Annotated in this window: 22 protein-coding genes; all 22 read right to left on the bottom strand. The window is 67.2% G+C overall.

What is annotated here, in order from left to right; all coding sequences use genetic code 11:
• Nucleotides 1–84: 84 nt before the first annotated feature.
• Nucleotides 85–498, bottom strand: a complete 414-nt coding sequence (locus ACFOYU_RS10135) for a hypothetical protein (protein WP_377033411.1) — start codon at nucleotides 496–498, stop codon at nucleotides 85–87.
• 98 nt (nucleotides 499–596) lie between these two features.
• The gene (locus ACFOYU_RS10130) at nucleotides 597–3002 is read right to left on the bottom strand and encodes a heavy metal translocating P-type ATPase (protein WP_377033410.1); all 2406 of its coding nucleotides are present in this window, start codon (nucleotides 3000–3002) and stop codon (nucleotides 597–599) included.
• A gap of 57 nt (nucleotides 3003–3059) precedes the next feature.
• Nucleotides 3060–4904 (bottom strand): DUF3141 domain-containing protein, encoded by a 1845-nt coding sequence (locus tag ACFOYU_RS10125; protein ID WP_377033409.1) that lies wholly within the window; start codon nucleotides 4902–4904, stop codon nucleotides 3060–3062.
• 74 nt (nucleotides 4905–4978) lie between these two features.
• The gene (locus ACFOYU_RS10120; protein WP_377033408.1) at nucleotides 4979–5347 is read right to left on the bottom strand and encodes a hypothetical protein; all 369 of its coding nucleotides are present in this window, start codon (nucleotides 5345–5347) and stop codon (nucleotides 4979–4981) included.
• Nucleotides 5348–5804: 457 nt separating this feature from the next.
• Entirely contained in the window at nucleotides 5805–6200 is a 396-nt protein-coding gene (locus ACFOYU_RS10115; RefSeq protein WP_377033407.1) for a c-type cytochrome, read from the bottom strand.
• Nucleotides 6201–6319: 119 nt separating this feature from the next.
• Nucleotides 6320–6757 carry a YqaA family protein gene (locus ACFOYU_RS10110; protein WP_377033406.1) on the bottom strand — a complete coding sequence of 146 codons (438 nt, stop codon included), beginning with the start codon at nucleotides 6755–6757 and terminating at the stop codon, nucleotides 6320–6322.
• Entirely contained in the window at nucleotides 6754–8103 is a 1350-nt protein-coding gene (locus ACFOYU_RS10105; protein ID WP_377033405.1) for an adenylate/guanylate cyclase domain-containing protein, read from the bottom strand. The genes ACFOYU_RS10110 and ACFOYU_RS10105 overlap by 4 nt, the downstream gene beginning before the upstream one ends.
• Nucleotides 8097–8642 (bottom strand): hypothetical protein, encoded by a 546-nt coding sequence (locus tag ACFOYU_RS10100; protein ID WP_377033404.1) that lies wholly within the window; start codon nucleotides 8640–8642, stop codon nucleotides 8097–8099. Before ACFOYU_RS10100 ends, ACFOYU_RS10105 begins: the two co-directional genes overlap by 7 nt.
• 115 nt (nucleotides 8643–8757) lie before the next feature.
• Nucleotides 8758–9732: a copper-binding protein gene (locus ACFOYU_RS10095; RefSeq protein ID WP_377033403.1), complete on the bottom strand. Its 975-nt coding sequence runs from the start codon at nucleotides 9730–9732 to the stop codon at nucleotides 8758–8760.
• 75 nt (nucleotides 9733–9807) lie between these two features.
• Nucleotides 9808–10098: a copper-binding protein gene (locus ACFOYU_RS10090; RefSeq protein ID WP_377033402.1), complete on the bottom strand. Its 291-nt coding sequence runs from the start codon at nucleotides 10096–10098 to the stop codon at nucleotides 9808–9810.
• A 40-nt stretch (nucleotides 10099–10138) separates the two neighbouring features.
• Nucleotides 10139–10630: a plastocyanin/azurin family copper-binding protein gene (locus ACFOYU_RS10085; RefSeq protein ID WP_377033401.1), complete on the bottom strand. Its 492-nt coding sequence runs from the start codon at nucleotides 10628–10630 to the stop codon at nucleotides 10139–10141.
• A gap of 33 nt (nucleotides 10631–10663) precedes the next feature.
• A complete protein-coding gene (locus ACFOYU_RS10080) occupies nucleotides 10664–12079 on the bottom strand; it encodes a multicopper oxidase family protein (protein ID WP_377033400.1) in 1416 nt (471 codons plus the stop codon).
• A gap of 19 nt (nucleotides 12080–12098) precedes the next feature.
• Nucleotides 12099–13436, bottom strand: coding sequence for a TolC family protein (locus ACFOYU_RS10075; protein WP_377033399.1), 1338 nt, complete (start codon nucleotides 13434–13436; stop codon nucleotides 12099–12101).
• 228 nt (nucleotides 13437–13664) lie between these two features.
• Complete coding sequence (locus ACFOYU_RS10070) at nucleotides 13665–13922, bottom strand: hypothetical protein (RefSeq protein ID WP_377033398.1); 258 nt, start codon at nucleotides 13920–13922, stop codon at nucleotides 13665–13667.
• 201 nt (nucleotides 13923–14123) lie between these two features.
• Nucleotides 14124–14525, bottom strand: a complete 402-nt coding sequence (locus ACFOYU_RS10065) for a hypothetical protein (protein WP_377033397.1) — start codon at nucleotides 14523–14525, stop codon at nucleotides 14124–14126.
• Nucleotides 14526–14758: 233 nt separating this feature from the next.
• Entirely contained in the window at nucleotides 14759–15172 is a 414-nt protein-coding gene (locus tag ACFOYU_RS10060; RefSeq protein ID WP_377033396.1) for a c-type cytochrome, read from the bottom strand.
• Nucleotides 15173–15205: 33 nt separating this feature from the next.
• Complete coding sequence (locus tag ACFOYU_RS10055) at nucleotides 15206–15331, bottom strand: hypothetical protein (RefSeq protein WP_377033395.1); 126 nt, start codon at nucleotides 15329–15331, stop codon at nucleotides 15206–15208.
• Nucleotides 15332–15343: 12 nt separating this feature from the next.
• Nucleotides 15344–16243, bottom strand: coding sequence for a F510_1955 family glycosylhydrolase (locus ACFOYU_RS10050; protein WP_377033394.1), 900 nt, complete (start codon nucleotides 16241–16243; stop codon nucleotides 15344–15346).
• A 120-nt stretch (nucleotides 16244–16363) separates the two neighbouring features.
• Entirely contained in the window at nucleotides 16364–16651 is a 288-nt protein-coding gene (locus tag ACFOYU_RS10045) for a hypothetical protein (protein ID WP_377033393.1), read from the bottom strand.
• Between the two features lie 177 nt (nucleotides 16652–16828).
• The gene (locus ACFOYU_RS10040; RefSeq protein WP_377033392.1) at nucleotides 16829–20017 is read right to left on the bottom strand and encodes an efflux RND transporter permease subunit; all 3189 of its coding nucleotides are present in this window, start codon (nucleotides 20015–20017) and stop codon (nucleotides 16829–16831) included.
• Nucleotides 20017–21552, bottom strand: coding sequence for an efflux RND transporter periplasmic adaptor subunit (locus tag ACFOYU_RS10035; protein ID WP_377033391.1), 1536 nt, complete (start codon nucleotides 21550–21552; stop codon nucleotides 20017–20019). The genes ACFOYU_RS10040 and ACFOYU_RS10035 overlap by 1 nt, the downstream gene beginning before the upstream one ends.
• The gene (locus tag ACFOYU_RS10030; RefSeq protein ID WP_377033488.1) at nucleotides 21552–21977 is read right to left on the bottom strand and encodes a FixH family protein; all 426 of its coding nucleotides are present in this window, start codon (nucleotides 21975–21977) and stop codon (nucleotides 21552–21554) included. The genes ACFOYU_RS10035 and ACFOYU_RS10030 overlap by 1 nt, the downstream gene beginning before the upstream one ends.
• Nucleotides 21978–22171: the final 194 nt, after the last annotated feature.

Here is a 22171-nt window from a genome sequence, read left to right as displayed (position 1 = left end):
TCAGACCCGGTCTGAAGCGGCCCCTATGTCCAGCTGCGCGGTGGCATCGTCGGCGATGCGCCCGAGACGGGGGTCTCGGAAATCTCACACGATGGATTTGGGTGGCTTGAGCTGCGCGTCAGGATCACGGCCCGACAGCATCAGGTCATCCCTGTGCCCGATGCAAACCGTCCTGGCGTCCCTTTGGAGAAGGCTGTCGGCAGGATCGGTCAATGGCGCCGGAACGCAGCCCGAGGAGCCGACCGGGCAGGCTGCGTTGCAAGGCAGGCCGCCGATCATGCCGGCAGCCTGAGCGCCACCGGATGCGATGTCATGGCGGGCACCAGCGGCCAGGCCGGAGCCGGCATGGCCGAGGTGGATTGAGGACGGGTGGGCGGCGTGCGTCGGAAGCAATGGATCCGATGCGGCCGCTTGGATGTCGACAAGAGAAATCGTGGTGGCCGCCAGCAGGAGCATGGCCGTCAACACAAGCCAAGATTTATTCCGGATCCAGGTCATGCTGACGAGCCTAGCATGCCGAGCGGACCGCACATTGCGCCAGGGCAAAGTCCGACGCGAACCGGGCCGATCCTGAGCCGACCCGCCCGGTACCGCCATCAGAGCCGGACCGCCCGCAGCCGGACTGCATTGCTGATCACGCTCACCGACGACAGCGCCATCGCGGCCGCGGCGATGATCGGCGAGAGCAGGATGCCAAAGACCGGGTAGAGCACGCCGGCTGCCACCGGCACGCCGAGGGCGTTGTAGACGAAGGCGAAGAACAGGTTCTGGCGGATGTTCCGCATGGTCGCCCGCGAGAGCCGCCGCGCCCGCACGATGCCGGTCAGGTCGCCCTTGAGCAGGGTCACGCCCGCACTCTCCATCGCCACGTCGGTGCCGGTGCCCATGGCGATGCCCACGTCCGCCGCCGCCAGCGCTGGCGCGTCGTTCACGCCGTCGCCCGCCATGGCGACGACCCGGCCGGCCCGCTTGAACTTATCCACTACGGCGCTCTTCTGATCCGGCAGGACCTCCGCTTCCACGTCGTCAATCCCGAGCCGGCGCGCAACGGCCTTCGCCGTCGTCCAGTTGTCGCCGGTGAGCATCACCACCCGCACGCCCTCCGCCTTCAGGCCGGCCAGCGCCTCGGGCGTCGAGGCCTTCACCGGATCGGCGATGGCGATGGCGCCCGCCACCGTCCCGTCGATGCCGGCGAAGATGGCCGTCGCGCCATCCTCTCGCAGCCTGTCCGCCTGCTCCGCCAAGGCCGCCACATCGACGCCGTGCTCGGCCAGGAACGCCCTGTTGCCAAGCACGATGCGTCGGCCGTCGACCGTGCCGAGCGCGCCCTTACCGGTGGGGGAGTCAAAGTCCGTCACAGACGCGGTCGCGATGCCCTGCTTCTCGGCGGCGGCGACGATGGCCAGGGCAAGCGGGTGCTCACTGGCCCGCTCCACGCTGGCGGCCAAGCGCAGGACCTCGGCCTCGGCGAAGCCCGGGGCCGGCACGATGGCCGTCACGGCCGGCTTGCCCTCGGTGAGCGTGCCGGTCTTGTCGACCACGAGCGTATCGACCTTCTCCATATGCTCCAGGGCCTCGGCGTTCTTGATCAGCACGCCGGCCCCGGCGCCGCGACCGACGCCGACCATGATCGACATAGGCGTCGCGAGACCGAGCGCGCAGGGGCAGGCGATGATCAGCACCGCCACGGCGGCCACGAGGCCATAGGAGAACTGCGGCTCGGGTCCCCAGATCGCCCAGGCGATGAAGGCCAACACCGCCACTCCGATCACGGCCGGCACGAAGTAGCCCGAGACCTGGTCCGCCAGGCGCTGGATCGGGGCGCGGCTGCGCTGGGCCTCCGCCACAAGCTGCACGATCTGGGACAACATGGTGTCGCGCCCGACCTTCTGCGCCTCGATGACGAGGCCGCCGGATTGGTTCATGGTACCGCCGATCACCTTGGCGCCGACCTCCTTGGTCACCGGCATCGACTCGCCCGTCACCATCGACTCGTCCACTGCGCTGCGCCCCTCCAGGACGGCGCCGTCCACGGGGACCTTCTCGCCCGGGCGCACCCGCACACGGTCGCCAGCCTGTACGGTGTCGAGCTGGACCTCCTGCTCCGTGCCGTCAGGGAGGATCTTGCGGGCCGTCTTCGGGGCGAGATCGAGCAAGGCGCGGATGGCGCCGCTCGTGGTCTCGCGGGCTCGCAGTTCCAGGACCTGCCCGAGGAGAACGAGCACCGTGATGACGGACGCCGCCTCGAAGTAGACTGCCACCGCGCCGTCCTGGCCGCGGAAGGCGGCCGGGAAGATGTCCGGCGCCAGCGTCGCCACCATGCTGTAGACCCAGGCCACCCCCGTGCCCATGGCGATCAGGGTGAACATGTTCAGGTTGCGCGTGACGACCGATTGCCAGCCTCGTACGAAGAACGGCCAGCCGGCCCATAATACGACCGGGGTGGCCAGGAGCATCTGGACCCAGTTCGAGGTCTGCGGGCTGATGTAATGGCCCAGGCCGGTCAGGTGGCCGCCCATCTCCAGAGCGACCACAGGCAGGGACAGGACAAGGCCGATCCAGAACCGGCGCGTCATGTCGGCGAGTTCGTGGCTGGGGCCCGTCTCCGCCGTCGCCAGGACAGGTTCGAGCGCCATGCCGCAGATCGGGCAGGAGCCAGGGCCAGCCTGGCGGATCTGGGGATGCATCGGGCAGGTGTAGATCGTCCCTTCGGGCACAGCCTCGGCTTTCCGGGCTGTTGCCTCCTCGACGTATTTCGCGGGCTCGGCCATGAACTTCGATTGGCAGCCGGAGGAGCAGAAGTAATACGGCTTGCGCTCGTACTGGGCCCGGTGCGGCGTGGTGTGTGGGTCGACCATCATCCCGCAGACCGGGTCCTTCACCTTCCCAGCATCCGCCGCGGGTTCATGGTGGTGATGGTGGTGTCCGGTGTGAGCGCCATGGTCATGATGGTGGGAATGGCCCTCGTGACCGTGCTCTTTGGTGGTTGGGCTGTGGGTCATGGCGGTTCTCTGGTTAGATGCGGAACAGGAAGCCTAGGGCTTCCCGCGATTGGAAGGTCAAGCGTCGCGGTCCAGGTGCCTGTTTTCAGGTGCCGGACACAAAACCTCTCCCCCGAAGGCTGTCTCGAACAGGCGCTCCGCCCAGGCGTCCCGGATCCTCCGGCCGGCCTCGACCATGCGGGTCACATCGCCGAACCAGGCCGTTTCTGCCGCCTTGAATGGGTTCTCCGGCGGAAGCACCGTATGTTCCTGTTGCATCGCCGCCAGCATGCGCATGCCCTGCATCCATGGGCTGACAGTCTCCGAAAACATCATCCGGCTCACCCGCATGGGATGCAGCGCCTCGGCCATGGCCGCGGACCACGGCGTGACGGCGGCCCGGATCCAAGGGCTCACAAAGCTCCGGTAGGCAGCCTCGTTTGCCTCTGAGGTTTCCCGAACGCGCTCGAACGAGCGGCGGGGATACCCGAAGCTGAGATCCTCGACGCGCCGCTCCTCAATGGTAACCTCGCCGGAGCCCTGTTGTTCGGTGCCGGCTGTGGGCGATCCGATCCTCATCTCGTAAAGGCCGGGCTCCAGTTCCCCGATCCGCGGCAGGTTCGCCAGGATCGCGCGGTGCTCCACGCCGGCCACCTTGGCCGATACGAAAATCCCGAGGTGCCCGATGTGCGGGTTGGTGAGATACACGATCCTCTGGCCAGCCCGCTTGAGGTCGTCGGTCGTGGCATACACCGCCGGGATCCACCCCAGGGCCTGGTGGGGCGGGGTGATGTTGTCACCGTAGGACGCGAAGATCACCAGCGGGTTCCGGATCCGCCGCAGATCGACATGGCAGCCGTCGCAGACCTGCACCAGCCCTTGTTCGAGGCGGTTGCCGATGAACAGGTTTTCGACGATGGCGACGATCTCCTCCCGGTCCAGGAAGTAGAAGCCGTTCCACCAGCGCTCGAATTCCAGAAACCGCTCACGCTCCGTCTCGATGTTCGCGAAGAGGTTGGCGTATTTCTCCCAGACGGCTTCCGGCTTGAGGTTTTCGAAGTTCTGGACGAGCCATGCCCCGTCGAAGCGCCCTTGGCCAAGGTCGGCCAGCAGATGGACAAGCCAGGTGCCGCCAACGAAGCCACCGGCAATCCGCATCGGATTGATGCCGGACTCCCCGGCCCAGTAGGACAGGGGCGAGCCGTTGAGCACCGCCGGGCCCGCAAGGCCGGCGCAGTCTGCCGCCAGGATCGTGATTGCCCATCCGGCTTGGCAGTTCCCATACAGGATGGGCGGCTGTCCCGCGTGCCGGCGGGCGACCTCCTCGACGAAATGCCGAAGCGTATGCAGGACGTCCGGCAGCGTCTGGCCCGCGACAGGCTCCGGACCGAAGGCCACGAAATACACCGGGTGGCCGACCCGCAGCGCGAGGCCCACCTCCGAGTCACGCTTGAAGCCGCCAATGCCGGGCCCATGGCCGGCGCGGGGGTCGAGCACGACGACCGGAGGCTTGCCCGCTTCCAGGCAGTCGTCGAGGCAGTCACCGCCGACACGGGTGATCCGCAGGAGCATGTAGTTCGTCGCGCGCTCAAGGCGGCGGGCATCGAGGACGACCTCGTAGTCGAAGTCGAGGAGGGGCGGCTTTCCAGCCCGTTCGTGGGCCAGCATGTTGTCGGCCCGCTGCCGGAGCGTGTCCCAGAACAGGATGCTGCGCTCGACCACGTCCCGGACGTACAGCGCGTAATCGGCTGTGAGGTGCGTCAGTTCGCCGGGGGAATGGCTCCCGCCTGCGGTTAGCTCGGCCTGGTCCCTGTCCGCGGGCCGCGGCGCGCCCGCGCCGGCCAACGATGCGGTGGGGCCAGGCCCATGGAATGCTTGCGCAGGCATGGCGACCTGCTTGTTGCGGCGCTGCACGTCGTGCATGGCTTGCCTCCGGAAATGATGACCATCAGGTGACGTCGGCAGCGCGCCTCGGGGCCGCCGCCTCGCGGATGGGGTCAGGCTTTCGGAGGGCGCAGCATGCCGGGATCGGGCACGGCGTTGGGAGGGAGATCCCGTGCTGCGGCCCAACACCCGTGCAGGAGGTGCGCGAGCGGCGAGGTCGGCTCCGGCTCGGGCAGGGCTGCGGAACACATCATGCCGCAGCAGCATCCGGACGTGCAAAGGTCGAGGCCATGGGGGTCGGGTGCATGGCTTGGGCGGACGGCCGCGGGGGGCGCATGGGCCGCCGCCACGTGGGGGGCGGCATTGGCCTGAGGCACCGGCACGCCGCCGTGGATCGGGGCCGCCGCGGCGCCCGGCATGTGCGCCTGCGCGGCTCCGAGCCCGCCGATGAGACCGAGGACGCCAACGAGGAACGCGAGCACGAGAGCCCGGTGCCCGGTGCCCGGACATGGGGCCCCAGCCAGACAGGACGCTCTTCAACCTTGTTCGCACGGGGGCATCCGCTGAGTCGCAGCAAGTCCTGCGACAATTGGCTTTGTTCGGTCCGTTTGCATTGATCTCGATCAAACGGGGCTTTCGTTGGTCCAACGGCGCGCAGGCGGGCTCGCGCGGGCGATCCATGGCGGACCCAGGCCGCCGATGTGTAGACGCCTCCCTCGCCCTCCGCTTCCTCCGGGTGCCTGCAGTCCCTTTGGCGGCCGTATGCGCCAGGGTACCAGCCGTACATCCTGGGCCCGGTCGCGCTTCCGGCGCCACAGGCCCGGTACGCGGCAACCGGACCTGTTATACGGGAGAGGTGACATGCCGACGGTGCCGCCCGCCCGGGCGGGGAAAGGCCGGGCGGGCGGCACCGTCGGCGTTGGATCTGCAGCCCTGGGATCACTGGGCAGCCTTCTTCCCACTCAGGTCAAACTGCTTCAGATAAGCGACGAGATCGGTGATGCGCTGCTCGTCCTTCAGACCGGCATAGACCATCTTGGTGCCCGGCACCTTGGCCCGCGGATCCTTGATATAGTCCCGGAAGGTGGCCTCATCCCAGGTCAGGCCCGAGTTCTTGTTGGCGGCGGAGTAGTTGTAGCCCTCCACCGAACCGGCCTTGCGGCCGAAGAGGCCATTGAGCACCGGACCGACGGCGTTCTTCGCGGTCTCCCCGATCTGGTGGCAGGCCCGGCACTGCGCGAACACCTTCTCGCCGGCCGCGGCATCTTGAGCCTGGGCGTGGCTGGAGCCGGCGAGGACCAGGGCGACCGCGACAGCAAACAAACGCATGGACATCTCCTTTTACGTGGAAGGCGTGCACTCATCTGATCAGGACGGCCGCACGCCGGAGGCCGCCGAGAACGGGCTGAAGACGGCAGGCGCCCGGCCGGGTTGGTCCGACGGGCTCCACCATGTCAGAACCATCCGAAAGTCAGCGCGGCCACCGCGAAGTACCGGGCCGCCTTGGCCACCGCCACGATGGCGAGGAAGACCGGGAACGGCTCGCGCAGCACGCCGGCGACGATGGTGAGCGGGTCGCCGATGAACGGCAGCCAGCTCAGCAGCAGCGACCAGCGGCCATAGCGGTGGTACCAGTCCTCGGCGCGCTTGATCGTCTCCCGCTTCACCGGGAACCAAGGACGTCCCTCGAACTGGGCGAGAAGCCGCCCCAGCAGCCAGTTGGCGGCCGAGCCAAGGGTGTTCCCGACGGTTGCCACCAGGATGAGAAGCCACCACTGGTAGTGTTCGGACACCAAGAGGCCGAACAGCACGACCTCGGACTGGAACGGCAGGACCGTGGCGGACAGGAACGCCGCCAAGAACAGGCCGCCGTACTCCAGGACATGGTTCACCGGACGCCCCCCTTCGCGGCGGGGTCCTCAGGAGCCAGGAAGCGGACCGAGAGGATATCCGGGAGCTGCTCGTCGCCAAGCCGCCGCGGCACGGGCCGGGCGTCGACCCAGGCGCGAAGGGATGGCGGCAACAAACGCAGGAACCGCTTCGACATGACCACGCCGAGATCGGCCTCCTTGGACCGCCGCTCGATGCGCGGCAAGGCGTTCATCGCCGGTCCCAGCACGGTGAACTCGGCGCGCCGGCCGTCATCGAACACGCCGGCAAGCACGGACCCGCAGTGGAGCGTGGTGATGACGTGGACCCCGGCCGGCGCCGCCGCGTGGCTGTCCCAGGTGCCGAGGGGGCGCAGGATCTCGCACGCCGCCTCGAAGGCGTGGACGGCCTGCTGCTCCGGGGTGCCGTGAAGGAAGACGGCCAGCACGCCGTCACCGAGGTATTTGTCCACGATGCCGTCGTGGCGCGAGACGGCCTCGTGCACGAAACGCCGGAAGGCCAGGAGGTCGCTGATGACCTGCCCGCGCGGCCGGCTTCGGGTCAGTCCGGAGAAGCCCCGGATGTCCACCAGCAGCAGGCAGGCATGGCGCTCGGCGATCTCGGTGGCCTCGTCGCCCCTGACGACCTCCGCGGCGACGCCTTCCGGCAGGAAGCGGGACAGCAGCATCCGGTCCCATTCGGCGCGCAGGATCGTGGACCACGCCAGCCGCGTCCGGTGGACCGCATAGAGGACGAAGCCCGCTGCCGCGGCGAACGAGATGAAGGCCAGCGCCTGGCGGGATCCCAACGGGCTCGGATCTCCGCCCGGGGACAACGCCTCGGTGTCGACAAGCAGCGCGAACGCAGCGAGCCAGCCCGTCGCGACGATGGCGGCGAAGGCTGCCACGAGATCGCGGCGCAGCCGCAGCCCGGTCTGGATGAGAAGAAGAAAGGCCGGAAACAGGCTGACCGCATCGGTCGCGAGGAACAGGTCGTGCGCGTCGCGGGGCAGGTGGTCGGCGATGACATAGACGGCCAGCCCGGCGTCCGTCACCGTTGCCGCCCAGGGCAGCCAGGCATGCCGGGCGGCGAGGCCCGATGACAGCGCCAGGATGAAGGTTGTCAGTCCATACACCACCAGGACGATCCAATGGCCCTCCCGGTGTCCGTGGCCGTATTCGAGCACGGCGGCCGCTCCGAGGATCGCCAGGACCAGGAGCCGGGGCACCAGCGCGCGCCGGTCGAAATCGGTCTCCAGGTACTCCGGCAGTTCATCCGGTCGCGCTCCGCCAGAGCCAGCCTTGTTGGCCTCTGTTGCCGGTCGGTCGCCGCGCGGGTGCGGATCCGAGCGGATGGCGAGCTTCAGCATCCGGTGCCGCGGAGTGCTGCCGCCGAAGGCCGGTCGGCGACGTTCGCCGCGCCTGCGGCGGTGGTCCGTGTCGAGCCGGTGGCGATTGGGCCGACATGGAGCGCCAGCGGGCTTTCATAGGTGCCGAGGACAAGGCGGGCCGGGATGGTGCTATCCGGTTCCAGATCCCGCGCCAAGGGGCCCACTTCGATCCAAAGCTTTTTGCCATCCAGATGTTCGGTGGCATCTGCCCTGACGGGCAACGTACCGAGTTCCACGCCTTGTCCTTGCCCCAGGGATCCCATGATCCGCGCCGGCTCGCCGCCGGGCATGCGCAACCCTGTGATGAGGATCCGCTCGCTTCCTGCGTTCTCGACGGAGAAGGTCACCACCGTTGTCTCGCCAGCCCGTGCAGGTGTGGCGGCGACCTGTGAGATGGCTATGTCGCCGAGGATGCCGCCCTCGTCATCAGCCTTGGCGGAGCAGGGCTGCAGAACGAAATAGGCTGTAAGCGTGGCTGCGATGGCCCCAACGGCGACGAACCGTTTCATCGAAAACATCAAAGTATCCTTGTTGTTGTTCTGAAAAATCTCGCCGGCCGCCGCGGCGGTTCCGAAAACGCGGCGGCCGGCGAGGCTCCGTCCGGGGTTGGGGTCCGGACGAAGTTCTTGATCATCACCGCCCCTTGCGGATGGTCACGACGGAGATCTGCCCGTTCACGCGGTCTGCCTGGAATTGGACCCTGTCCCCAGCCTTCACGCCCTTCAGGACCGAGGGGTCCTGGGCGCGGAACACCATCGTCATCGCATCCATGTTGAGGTTGGGGATAGGTCCATGATCGAGCGTGATCTTGCCCTGGGCGGTGTCCACCTTCTCGACCGTCCCGGAAACGGTGGGCAGGTTCGCGGCTGCGGCTGGCTGGGCGGCAGCCCGCGCCGGAGCCGGTTGCCCCCTGCCGGTGTCGATCTTCACCACAGAGATCTGGCCATTCACGCGGTCAGCCTGGAACTTCACCTTGTCACCGGCCTTCACCCCCTGGAGGAGCGCAGGGTCCTGAACCCGGAACACCATGGTCATGGCGTCCATGTTGAGGTTCGGGATCGCGCCGTGGTCGAGCGTGATCTTGCCGGCGCCCACGTCGACTTTTTCGACCGTGCCGGACACGGTGGGGAGGTTCGTCGCGGCAGGCTGGGCAGCGGCTTGAGCCGGGGCAGCCGCCTGGACCTGCGGGGCCGGCGTCCCCTTCTGATCGAGCGGCCCGGACCCATGCGGGGGCTGGTCTGCCTTGGCACGGTAGTCCGCGGAACGGTTGCGGACCTGCCACTCCTTCAGCTCGGAAATCTGCTTCTGGTGTTCATCGAGGATCTTCTGCGCCATCTGGCGGAGTTGCTCGTCCGCGCCGTGCTCCAATTGCGTGCGGGCGAGGAAGATCACGTCCTCGTGGTGCGCAAGGAGAATGGCCGCGAAATCCTTATCGGGATCGCCGGCGAGCTTCATGTCCTTGAACCGGTCATCCATGACCTCGCGCACGCGCTCGTAGGCCGCCGGCGCTCCCTTGGCGGGCTGTGCCTGTGCAATCTGGTCCGGGCCGATGGTGACGATAGCCAGGATGGCTCCAATGGCAGTGAGGGTGACGGTCAGACGTTTCATGGCGGTCTCTTTCTGAAACAGGATGACCGCCCCGCACCGATGGGTCTCGGGCACCGATGCGGGGCGGTTGGGGCCTTACTTGCCCTTCTTGATCGAGGTGACGGAGATCTGGCCGTTCACGCGGTCGGCGGTGAACTGGATCTTGTCGCCAGCCTTCACGTCCTTGAGCAGGGCCGGGTCCTGCGCGCGGAACACCATCGTCATGGCATCCATGTTGAGGTTCGGGATCGCGCCGTGGTCGATGGTGATCTTGCCAGCACCCGTGTCGACCTTCTCGACGGTGCCGGAGACCGTCGGCAGGCCCTGGGCGAGGGCGGCACCCGTCAGGGTGAGTGCGGCAATCAAGCTGATGGCGGTACGCTTCATGTCAAACTCCGATGTTGGATTGTGGTGATAGACCGCGCCGTCACTTGACGACGACGGTGCCCTTCATGCCGGACTCGTAGTGGCCGGGGATCAAGCAGGCGAACTCGAAGGTGCCGGCCTTGGTGAAGCGCCAGACAATCTCGGAGGAGCCCTTCGGCGCGAGACGCCGCCCGTTCGGATCATCGTGCTCCATATCGGGGTTCTGCTCCATCGCGACCTTGTGCTTGGCGTTGTTCTGGACGCTGTCGAGCATGAACTCATGGTCGACTTGGCCAGCGTTCTTGAGCACGAACTTCACCTGCTCGCCGCGCTTGATCTCGACCTGGCTGGGCTCGAACAGCATCTTCGCGTCCTCGGTTTCCTTCATGGTGACCTCGATGGTGCGGGCGACAGGCTTCTTCGCGTCGCCCGGCTCGCCGGCCGCGAACGACTTGTGGCTGTGGCCGGCCTCACCGGGGCCGGCCAGCGCCAGCGAGGTCGAGAGGGCAAGCGCCCCGAGGGCGCCTGCGAGGGTGGAAAGACGAACCGTCATTGTGTGCTCCTTGTGCAATGGCTCTGGTCTGGATCAGTGATTGTTGTGGCCTGTGGCGTTGGCTGCGCGAACCGGGCGCTTGCGCGGGTCAATGGCGCGGAACTCCGTCGCCTTGACACCGCTGTCGGGCGAGGTCGCACGCGTGGGCTCGGCGAGCTTCTCGCCGGTCCATTCGTAGGCGACCGTTCCCTCCGGGTGCTTGTACCAACCCGGATCCTTGTAGTCGTTGTGGTCGAGCCCCGGCCGCACCTTCACAACTGAGAACATGCCGCCCATCTCGACGGGACCGAACTGGGCATAGCCCGTCATCATCGGCAGCGTGTTCTCGGGCAGCGGCATCTCCATCGATCCCATCTCGCCCATGCCGGTGCCGCCCATCGGCATGTAACCCGGCGCGATCCGCTTCAGAGCCGGCGCCGTCTGGTTCATGTTCACGCCGATGTAGGTCCGGTTGTCATGGCCCATGGCGTTCATGGTGTGGTGCGACTTGTGGCAGTGGATCGCCCAGTCGCCGGGCGCGTCGGCCACGAACTCGAAGGCGCGCATTTGGCCCACTGCCACGTCGACCGACACCTCGGGCCACGCCGCGCCTTCCGGCACCCAGCCGCCGTCCGTGCCGGTGACCTTGAAGTCGTAGCCGTGCATGTGGATCGGATGGTTGGTCATGGTCAGGTTGCCGAACCGGATGCGGACCTTGTCGCCCTGGCGCACCACGAGGGGGTCGATGCCGGGGAATACGCGCGTGTTCCAGCACCAGAGATTGAAGTCCGTCATCTCATTGACGCGGGGCACGTACGAGCCGGCCTCGATGTCGAAGGCATTGAGCAGGAACACGAAGTCACGGTCAACGCGGCGCTCGGCCGGATCGCGCGGGTGCACGACGAAGAAGCCCATCATGCCCATCGCCATCTGCACCATCTCGTCCGAGTGCGGGTGGTACATGAAGGTGCCGGACTTCTGGCAGATGAACTCGTACACGAACGTCTTGCCGGGCGGGATGTGCGGCTGGGTCAGGCCGCCGACGCCGTCCATGCCGTTGGGCAGGAGCTGGCCGTGCCAGTGCACCGCCGTGTTCTCCGGCAGCTTGTTGCTGACGAAGATGCGCACCTTGTCGCCCTGCACCGCCTCGATGGTCGGCCCCGGCGACTGGCCGTTGTAGCCCCACAGGTGCGCCTTCATGCCGGGCGCCATTTCGCGCACGACGGGTTCGGCGACGAGATGGAATTCCTTCCAGTCGCCGTTCTGCCGCCACGGCAGGGACCAGCCGTTCAGGGTGACGACGGGCTGGTAGTCCGGCCCGCTCTTCGGGTAGAGCGGCGGCTGCATGGTGGCTTCGGTCATGGTGGGCGCCTCGGGCAGGCTGGCCGCCTGCGTGCGCCCGCTGATCATGCTGGCTCCGGCGAGGGCCAATCCCCCGGCGCCGAGAAAACCTCTTCGCGATACGGTCATTGGGTAACTCCTCTCGATTTCAGTGTCCCGCGGCGGCGGCTTCCCCGCCGGCCGCGGCCGTGGTGGTCTCGCCTCCGCTTTCGCCGCCGCTGCCCAGACCGCCGACGAGGGCGGCCTTGAGGTCGGTCGCGGCGATCCAGAAGTCGCGGCGGGCGTTGATGGCGTCGACGTTGCTGAGGATGCGGGTGCGGGCGTCGATGATGAGCTGGCTCACGTCGACGAGCATGCCGCTGTACTGAAGCAGGGCCTCGTCCTGGATCCGCTTCTGGAGCGGCAGAACCCGGCCCTGGTAGTGGCGGGCGAGGTCGTACTTGCCGCGGTAGACCACGTAGGCCTCGCGGGCCTGCGAGCGCACGTTGACCGCGAGCTCCGCCAGACGGTTCGCAGCCGCCATGTAGGCTTCCTGCGCGCCCCGGCGGGTCGACTCGCCAAAGTCGAAGATCGGGATCGTGAAAGAGGCCTCGATGCCACGGGTCCGGCTCTTCTCCTTCTCGATCTCGACCTCGCCGTCCTCGTTGATCGTCGTCGACTTGCCGAAGCTTGACCCTTCGACCAGCTCGATATCGCTGACGACACTCTGGATCACGTCGAGGCTGTACTGCCCCGCGACGGCATTGAGGTCGTTGCGAAGCGCCTGCAGGTCGACGCGCCGGGCCAGGGCCTCGCTCTCGACGTCCTTCTGGCTCGCAAGCCGCGACGGCAGCGGCGGCAGGTTCGAGGGCAAGGTGAAGTTGATGTCGCGCCCCCACAGGCCGAGCTGGCGGATCAGGCGCTCACGCTCGACCTTCTGGTCAATGCGGGCCTGCGCGAGCTGGGCTCCGAGTTCCTGGTAGAACGCGTGCTCGCGCGCCTGCTCCAGCTTGTTGAGGGCGCCGGTCTCGCCCAATTGTTTGGCCAGTTGCGAGGCGGTCTCGGCCGTGGCGAGGGCCTGCTGCAGGAAGACCACCTGCTGGTTCGCGGCAATGGCCCGATAGTACTGCCGGCGGGCCTCGGCCCCAAGGCTCAGCACGGCCTCGGCGGTGCGGAACTGGGCGGCCCGGAACTCCTGCTGCGCGACGGCCGCGCGCTGCGGCAGGGTCGCGAGCTCAAACAGACCGATCATGAGCTGCCGCTCGACCTCGAAGGCCCCGCCCCCCAGGAGCGCGCTCCGGCCCAGGGACACGGTCGGTGATGGTGGCAGGCTGGCCTGGACATAGGTCGCCTCGGATACCCCAAGCTCGTTGAAGGATGCCTGGAGGCCCCTGTTCTTCAGCAGGGCGATCTGGACGGCCGCGTCAGGGGAGAGCGGGCGCTTGAGAAGCGCTTCAACCCGCGCCTGGGCCGCAAGAGCCTCCGCCTCGTTCGTGATCTTGGTCACGTCCTTGTTGAGTTCCGCGTATGCGACGTTCCGTGCGACCGAAAGGCCTCCGTCCGGTGAGAACGAAACACAGCCTCCCAGGAACAACGAGAGGGCAACGCCCCCGAGCAACTTCAGCCGCGGCATCGATGTTGTCGTACACTTTTGTTCATTCATTGTGTGGTCTTTCCTGCGCGTGGGTGGCCACGCTGCCCCCTGGCAGTTGGCGCTGTCTTTGCCGCTCATTGGTCACCGTCCGCGCCGGGCGGCGTCGTCCGAGTCGCCACGCTCCGGGTTGGCCCCGGGTGCGACACGCCGGTTCATTTCCAGCCAGTCCAGAGGCTCGACGACGTCGTAGTTCCGGATGCCTGCGGTCACGGTGGAGTAGCCCGGGTCACGGATGTCGGCGGTAAGACTGGAGGGGGCGATCAGGTGGGTGGGATGGGTCGTGGGCACGCAGGCGCCCAGGCCGAGTCCAAGGGCGGCGAGTGTTACTGGCTTTATCATTGGGGCCGTCTCCGGACGGACCTCGACAGTGCAGACGGAATGAAGACTTGGCTGGTGACGGACACGAGGCCGTCGCCCAAAGCAGGCCTGACGTTCTGATCGCGACTGGGAGGACGCCGTTTTGAGCTTCAGGGCAGCCGCAGCCAGCTCTCATGGCTGGATGCGACTATTCGTGCGGGCGTCAAATCGCCCGCGCCTGGCTCAGACGGTTCTTGGAGGCCTGTCGAGGCCGCCGACGGTGATTTCCTCGACCTGCTCGTCGCGGGTGAGGACCTTGGAAGCCTCGGACACAGCCGGGGAGTACAAGCTTGGCGGAGCACTGGCCTGGAAGGCATGGCATGCCCCCATGCTGCAGCAGATCAGACCGGCGCAATCCTGGGTGTCAGGATGGCTCTCGGCTGCAACGGTCTGAGCGGAGACGTCGCAAGACGCCGTTACTGCGGCGTGCTCGTGCCCCCCCACGGCAGCGGCATGCTCGTGGATGGCTTCAGCCACTGCCGCATGCCGATGTGCGGCCTGTGCGCCCGCCTGCGGCCCGGAGATCGGAAAGATCGCCATGGTGATCGCAAGCAGCGCAACAATGATGGTGCCCATCAGCCGCAAGGGAGGGAAGCTCCTGTTGGTCGTCATTGGATATGTGTCACGAAAGTTTGGATTCGACAAGGCCGAGCTCAACCATAGGCGGACCGGTTTCCGACGGCGGGTGGCGGGGCGCGGGAGCATGCGAATCCTCGGCTTTCCTTGATGCCCGAAGGTGTTAAGGGTTCCCACCGTGGCAAGGTCAACAGCCTCGGTGGGCCCCTTCCGGATCCGCCGTGCGACAAACTGCACACGTGTCATCGTCCGGACCTGCTGCGGGTCCGCTGGTATTCGCGTTCGGCCTTCGGCCAGGTGCTTTTGATGAACGCTAGGATGACACGGATCTCCTCGTCCGACAGTGAGCCGTCGAACGCCGGCATGTCGCTTTCGTACCCTGGCACGAGCGCTGCCAAACCGTGTTTCGTGATCGTGAACAGCTCCTCATCGCTGTGATGCCATGTGTGCCCGGTGGCATCATGTGGTGGTGCTGGCATGCGGCCGTTCGACAGGGACTCCTGCCAGTTGGACTGGCCTTCGAGCCTTGCACCGTGGCACGAGGCGCAGCGCTCGGCATAGAGCCTGGCACCGAGCGCAAGCTGGGCCGCGCTGCCTTGCTCCTGGGATCGTTCGTGACCGAGCCACCCAAAGGCGGCCGCGGCACCGGCGATCATCAGGAGAGCCCCCAGGCCAGCACCTTGCCCATGTCATGACCTGCCGCGGAGATACTTGAGCAGCGCCGCCGCTGCGAGCCCGAGGACGATGACGGTCAGGAGCCAAGCCACCCCCATCCCCGCCATCATCCAGCCCATTCCGTCCATCATGCCCGTCATCGGCCCCTCGCCTCACGGGTTCGGCTGGCCGAGCGCCGTCCAGGTGCGTCCCTGGTCGACACTGCTCAGAAGCTTTCCACCGTTCGTGGCGGCGAACACCCGCTTCGGATTCTTGGGATCCACCGCGAGATGAAGGAGGTAGCCATCCCCAAAGCCGCTGCTGATGGTTTCAAGCCCGACTGGCGGCTCACCCGCCTTCACCAAGCCCCGCCCGAGCACGAAGGCGTAGAGCGTGCCCTCGGGCGTCACCTCAACCAGGCTCACCGGCGCTCCCTGCACGAGCGGTTTCCACGATCTCCCCGCATCCGTGCTGACCAGCAGCCCCGCCTCGGTCGCCGCGTAAAGCGTGTCCCGGCTCTTGGCCGAGCCGGCGAGGTCAATCAGCCCCTCGGGCCCGGGGCCTGCAATCGTCCATGTCTTGCCCGCGTCCCGGCTGACCTGAAGTCCCCGGTGGGTGCCATAGATCGTCTGCGGGTCGGCGGGGCTCACGGTCATTTGGTGGAAGTCGACCGGACCGTTCGCGCCTGGGGACACCTGGGTCCAGGTGCGCCCGCGGTCCTCCGAGGCAATGAAGCCGAGGTTGCCGCCCTGCGCCGGATGACCGCTCGCATAAAGCTTGGTTGGATCAGACGGGTGCGGGGTGAAGCCCATGAAGTCCTGAACCTGGGAGATCCGCTCCGCCTTCCCGTCCGCGCCGGCGCTGAAGAGCCCGTGATGCGTGGCGATCAGGAGGCGCGAGGGGTCCTGGCGGTCGACGGCCAGGCCGTGGATATGGGTTTGTTTCGTCAGGTCGGAAACGTCAATGGTCTCGGCTGCGTTCGTGCGGATCGCAAAGGCGGCCACCGTGATCGCCACTGCCGCCGCGCCGGCGAGGAGACGCTTCCTGCGTGGTTTCTTGTTCGTCCATGTCATCGTCGAAAATCCTGCTGGTGTGTTGTCCTGGGCGACGCTGGGCTGCCGGAGCCCGGCGTCGCCGGATTGCGTCACGTGGCGCGTGCCGGACGTGTGCCGGCACGCCGCCCTGACCTGATCTCAGCCTCGGGTGCCGGGAGCCGACGGTGTCGGCTGCTGACCGGCGCCGTCCGGTTGCTGCTGCATCGCGGACCGCATCATCTTGTTGCAGCCCTCCATCATCTGGGACATCTGCTGCATCATGCCCATCATGGGCATGGAGCCGCCCTGCATCATCCCATGCGGATCGGTTTTGGTCTGGGACGAGGATTGGGCAGGCACAGTCTCCTGTGCGGAGGCGAGCGTGACTCCGGCCAAAAGCGCGGCTCCCGCGAAGAGTGAACAAGCAACCATCGACACTTTGGACATTGTTTTCTCCTGTCTGGCCTGTGAAGGCTGGGGCGTCGCACCGCCTGGTGCGCCGTCCGGGTGAGCACCCCGCGCAGCCGACATGGCTAGGCGGGATGCGATCTTCTTCCAGCCGCTTCTGGGGTCAGGGGCAAAACTGGAAGGAAGATGGGACTTCGGCAGCATCACTTCTGCCTCTCATTCCGCCGCACGGGACCACGCCGGCGCGGGCTGATCGGCTCCGGCTGCACGGCCCTCGTCAATGTCACTGACGGTGAGGGGCAAGCGGTGCCCCTTGATCAGAGCATAAATGGCCGGGATCACCACCAGCGTCAGCACGGTCGACGAGATCATGCCGCCGATCATGGGCACGGCGATGCGCTGCATGATCTCGGACCCGGCCCCACTGCTCCACAGGATAGGAACCAGGCCCGCCATGATGGCGATCACCGTCATCATCTTGGGCCGGACCCGCTCCACCGCGCCGACCATGATTGACGCATAGAGGTCGGCCCGGGTGAACGGACGGCCTTGGCGAACTCGCTCCGCCTGCACTTCCTGTCGCGCATGGTCCAGGTAGATCAGCATGATGACGCCGGTCTCGGCGGCGACACCGGCCAATGCGATGAAGCCGACCGCCACCGCGACCGACATGTTGAAGCCGAGCCACCACATCAGCCAGATGCCGCCCACCAGCGCGAACGGCAGCGACAGCATGACGATGAGCGTTTCGGTCAGGGCTTGGAAGTTGAGGTAGAGCAGCAGAAAGATGATCAGCAACGTGACCGGCACCACGATCTTGAGGCGGGCCTCGGCGCGTTCCAGGTACTCGAACTGGCCGCTCCACTGCACGTAATAGCCCGGCGGGAACTTGACCTCGTTCGCCACCGCCTGCCGCGCCTCGGCGACGTAGCCGCCCAGATCGCGGCCCGCGATGTCGACGAAGATGTAGACCGCGAGCTGGCCGTTCTCCGTGCGGATCGAGGTCGCGCCGCGTGTGAGCTTGACGCTCGCCACCTCGCCCAAGGGGACGGCTCCCCCGCCGGACATTGGCACCTGCACCTCGGTGGCGATGGCCTGCGGGTTCGAGCGCAGCTCGCGGGGGTAGCGCACGTTGACGCTGTAGCGCTCGCGGCCCTCGACGGTGTTGGTGACCGTCTCGCCGCCCAGCGCCGTCGCGATCACATCCTGGACGTCGCCGACCGTTAGGCCATAGCGCCCGAGCGCGACCCGGTCCGGCACGATGTCGAGGAAGTAGCCCCCGATCACCCGCTCGGCATAGGCGCTCGACGTGCCGGGCACCGCCTTCACCACGGCCTCGACCTGCCGCGCGATCCGCTCCATCTCGGCCAGATCGGTACCGAACACCTTGATGCCGACAGGTGTGCGGATGCCGGTCGAGAGCATGTCGATGCGCGCCTGGATCGGCATGGTCCAGGCGTTCGACACGCCCGGGAACTGCAGCGCCTTGTCCATGTCGGCCTTGAGGCTGTCGATGGTCACGCCGGGCCGCCACTCGCTCTTCGGCTTCAGGGTGATGATCGTCTCGAACATCTCCGTTGGCGCCGGATCGGTGGCGGTCAGCGCTCGGCCTGCCTTGCCGTACACTGAGGCGACCTCCGGAAAGGACTTGATGATCCGGTCCTGGGTCTGCATGAGCTCGGCGGCCTTGGTGATGGACAGGCCCGGCAAGGTGGTCGGCATGTACATCAGCGTGCCTTCGTTCAAAGGTGGCATGAACTCGGAACCGAGCTGGCGGGCCGGCCAGACCGTGGCGCCGAGCGCCACCAGCGCGAGCGCGATGGTGAGCACTTTGGCCCGGAGCACGCCCTGGATCACGGGCCTGTAGATCCAGATCAGGAAGCGGTTCACCGGGTTCTTGTGCTCCGGGACGATCCGCCCGCGCACGAAGATCACCATGAGCGCCGGCACCAGCGTCACGGACAGGATTGCCGCGGCCGCCATCGCGAAGGTTTTGGTGAAGGCGAGCGGACCGAAGAGCCGCCCCTCCTGCGCCTCCAGCGTGAAGATCGGCAGGAACGACACGGTGATGATCAGCAGGCTGAAGAACAGCGCCGGTCCGACCTCGCTCGCCGCCTCGATCAGGATCTCGACGCGCGGCTTGTCCTTGGGCGCCCGCTCCAGGTGCTTGTGGGCATTCTCGATCATCACGATGGCGGCGTCGATCATTGCGCCGACCGCGATGGCAATGCCGCCGAGGCTCATGATGTTGGACCCAAGCCCGAGATACCTCATCGCGCCGAAGGCCATCAGGATGCCGACGGGCAGCATCAGAATGGCGACGAGGGCGCTGCGCAGGTGGAGCAGGAACACGACGCAGACGAGCGCGACGATGACGCTCTCCTCGATGAGCGTGCCCTTGAGTGTCGCGATGGCGGACTCGATCAGCTGCGAGCGGTCGTAGACCGGAACGATCTCGGTGCCCTTCGGCAGGCTTGCGGCCACCTCGGCGAGCCGGGCCTTCACGCTCTCGATCACGTTGAGCGCGTTGGCGCCGAATCGCTGCAGGACGATGCCGCTGGCGACTTCGCCCTCGCCGTTGAGCTCGGTGATGCCGCGCCGCTCGTCCGGTCCGATCTCGACCCGGGCGACATCGCCGAGGCGCAGGGGCGTGCCGGCGTCCGTCTTCAGGACGATGCTTTCGATGTCCTGAACGCTTTTCAGGTAGCCGCGGCCGCGGACCATGAATTCGAACTCGGAGAGTTCCACCGTGCGCCCGCCGACATCGGCGTTGCTGGCGCGGATCGCCTCCCGCAGCGCCTGGAGCGAGACCCCCTGGGCACGCAGCCGCCGCGGGTCGACGACCACGTTATATTGCTTGACGAACCCGCCGACACTTGCGACCTCCGCGACGCCTTCGCCTTTTGAGGCGGCGAAGCGGATCACCCAGTCCTGGAGCGACCGCAGCTCGGCCAAGGTCATGTTCTTGGCCATCACCGCGTACTGGTAGACCCACCCCACGCCGGTGGCGTCCGGGCCAAGGCTCGGGGTGACGCCGGCGGGCAGCCGCCGGGCGGCGGCGTTGAGGTATTCCAGCACCCGCGAACGGGCCCAGTACGCGTCGGTGCCGTCCTCGAAGATGATGTAGACGAACGACACGCCGAAGAACGAGAAGCCCCGCACCACCTTCGATTGCGGCACCGTCAGCATGGCGGTGGTGAGCGGATAGGTGACCTGATCCTCTACGACCTGCGGTGCCTGGCCCGGGTACTCCGTATAGACGATGACCTGTACGTCGGAGAGGTCGGGAATGGCGTCGAGCGGCAGGCTGCGCAGGGAGTACAGACCGGCCGCCACGGCGAACGCCGTGCCGATCAGGACGAGCATGAGGTTGCGCGACGACCACGCGATGAGGCGGGCGATCATTACGGCTTCTCCTCGGCCGGGGCCGCCATGCTCTGCAGCGCGGCCTTCAGGTTGCTTTCGGCATCGATGAGGAAGTTGGCCGACACGACCACCTGCTCGCCTGGTTCCACGCCCTCACGGATTTGGACGAAGCCGTTCCCGCTCACACCGACCTTGACCTGCCGCGGCTCGAAGCGGCCCTCGCCCTTGTCGACGATCACGACCTGCCGGGTGCCCGTGTCGATGAGGGCGCTGTCCGGCACGGCCACGACGGGCTTGCCGGCGCCGGTCGCGATCTCGACGTCGGCATACATGTCCGGAAGAAGAAGCCCGTCGGGGTTCGGGAGCTCGATCCGCACCCGAGCCGTCCGGGTCTCCGGGTTCACCTGCGGATAGATCAGGCCGATCTTGCCGGTGAAGGTCTCGCCCGGCAGGCTGCGCAGCCGGATCGTGACGGCCTGGCCGGGGCGCACGACGCCAAGATCGTGCTCCGGCACGTCGGCCAGCACCCAGAGCGACGAGACATCGGCGATCCGGAACAGGACATCGCCTGGCATGGCCCGCATGCCGTCCGTCGCGTTGCGCTCCAGCACAATCCCGTCTCCTGGGGCCGACCAGGTGATTGTGGTCGGCACCTTGCGGGTGCGCTCGATCTCGGTCAGGACCGCAGGCGGAACGTTGAGGTTTTCGAGCCGCTGGCGGGCTCCCTCAACCACCGCGGCCCGGCCGCCGCCTGTTCCAGCCCCTTCATTGAGGACGCTCAGGTATTGGGCGCTGGCGGCGGCGATCTCCGGCGAGTAGAGGCGCAGGAGCGGTTGGCCAGCCCGCACCCGATCCCCGGTTGTGACGCTCTCGACCTTTTCGATAAAGGCTTCGGAGCGCAGGGAAATGAGGGCGACACGCCGCTCGTCGAGCTTGAGGGTCCCGGGGACCCGCACCGGCCGGGTCACGACGCGGCGTTCCGCGGCCTCCGAGCGAACGCCGGTGCGCTGGAGCCGGCCCGGCGACACCGTGACGGTCGAGCCATCCTCCGCCTCGCCTTCGTAGACGGCGATGTAATCCATCCCCATGGAATCCTTCTTCGGAACGAGCGAGGTGTCCGGCAAGCCCATGGGATTGCGGTAGTAGAGGATCCTCTTGCCGTTCGGGCCCGCTGCCGCGCCGCTGGCCGCGCTGTCCTTGGGCTTGTCGTCGAAGCTCACGTCCTCGTTGGCCCGAACGGCGACGTAGTCCCGGCCCTCCGGGGTCTTTTTTGGCTCGGCGGAGTAGAAGGGCTTTCCGTCGGGATCATGGTAGTAGGCGACCGGGCCGGTCGCGGCGCCAGCGGAACCAGTCTCGCCCGGGCGGGCCGCAAGCCAGTCTTCCGCCCAGCTGGAGAATGCGGTGCCGCCTGGCAAGGCAAGGCCGTGCTGGCCCGCGCGAAAGCCAAGCCAAGCGCCGGTGCCGAGGGCCAGGAGCAGCAGGATGGCGACGAGGATGCGCCGGGACGCCGGCTTGCCGCCCGAGGGCCGGTGCTCGTGGGGCTCGAAGTCGTGAGGCGGGGGCATCCGGTCCATCACGGCACCGCCTTGAGCAAGAGTCGGGCTTGGACGGTGCCGGTTTCGCCCTGCACCTTCGCGGCGAGCGAGAGCTGCCAGCCTCCTTCCATCGACAGGTTGGTCTTGAACCGGTAGACGCCCGGCCCGGGCGACGGCATCTCTTCGATTGGAGCCGTCATCGTCGGCATCCCGTCGGGCGCCATGTCGATCCGACGCGCGAAGACCACCGCATCCGGAACGGGCTTTCCGGAGCGCTTGTCAACGAGGCGCACGTCCAGCAGGGCCTCGCCTTGCTTCACCTCGGCCTGGACAAGCTCGAAGTCATGGTTCTTGAGCTCTGCGGTCGAGACCGGAGGCAACGCAGTGGGGGTTGCCCAAGTCAGGTTGGCCGCAGCCTCGAACCACGAGGCGGGGATCCAGCCTGGTCGGGCCGAAGGATCCATCCTCGCGAGGCCGATCAGACCAACGAGCGCCGTGCCCGTCAGGGCCAGCCCTGCAAGCGCGGCCGCGCGGCCGCGCCTTCTGGTGGGGAGAGACATTTGTGTAACCCGTCATGCACCTGGAAAGCATCGCAGGCGCGGCGGAGGACGCCGGCCGACGCGCGATCAGCCCCGCGACCCACGGTCACGCGGCTTCA

This window comes from Microvirga sp. GCM10011540 (assembly GCF_042650665.1).
In the GTDB taxonomy this organism is placed as follows: Bacteria; Pseudomonadota; Alphaproteobacteria; order Rhizobiales; family Beijerinckiaceae; genus Microvirga; species Microvirga lenta.
The sequence above is the reverse complement of the archived record's forward strand: the minus strand, read 5'-3'. Positions and strand labels throughout refer to the sequence as shown.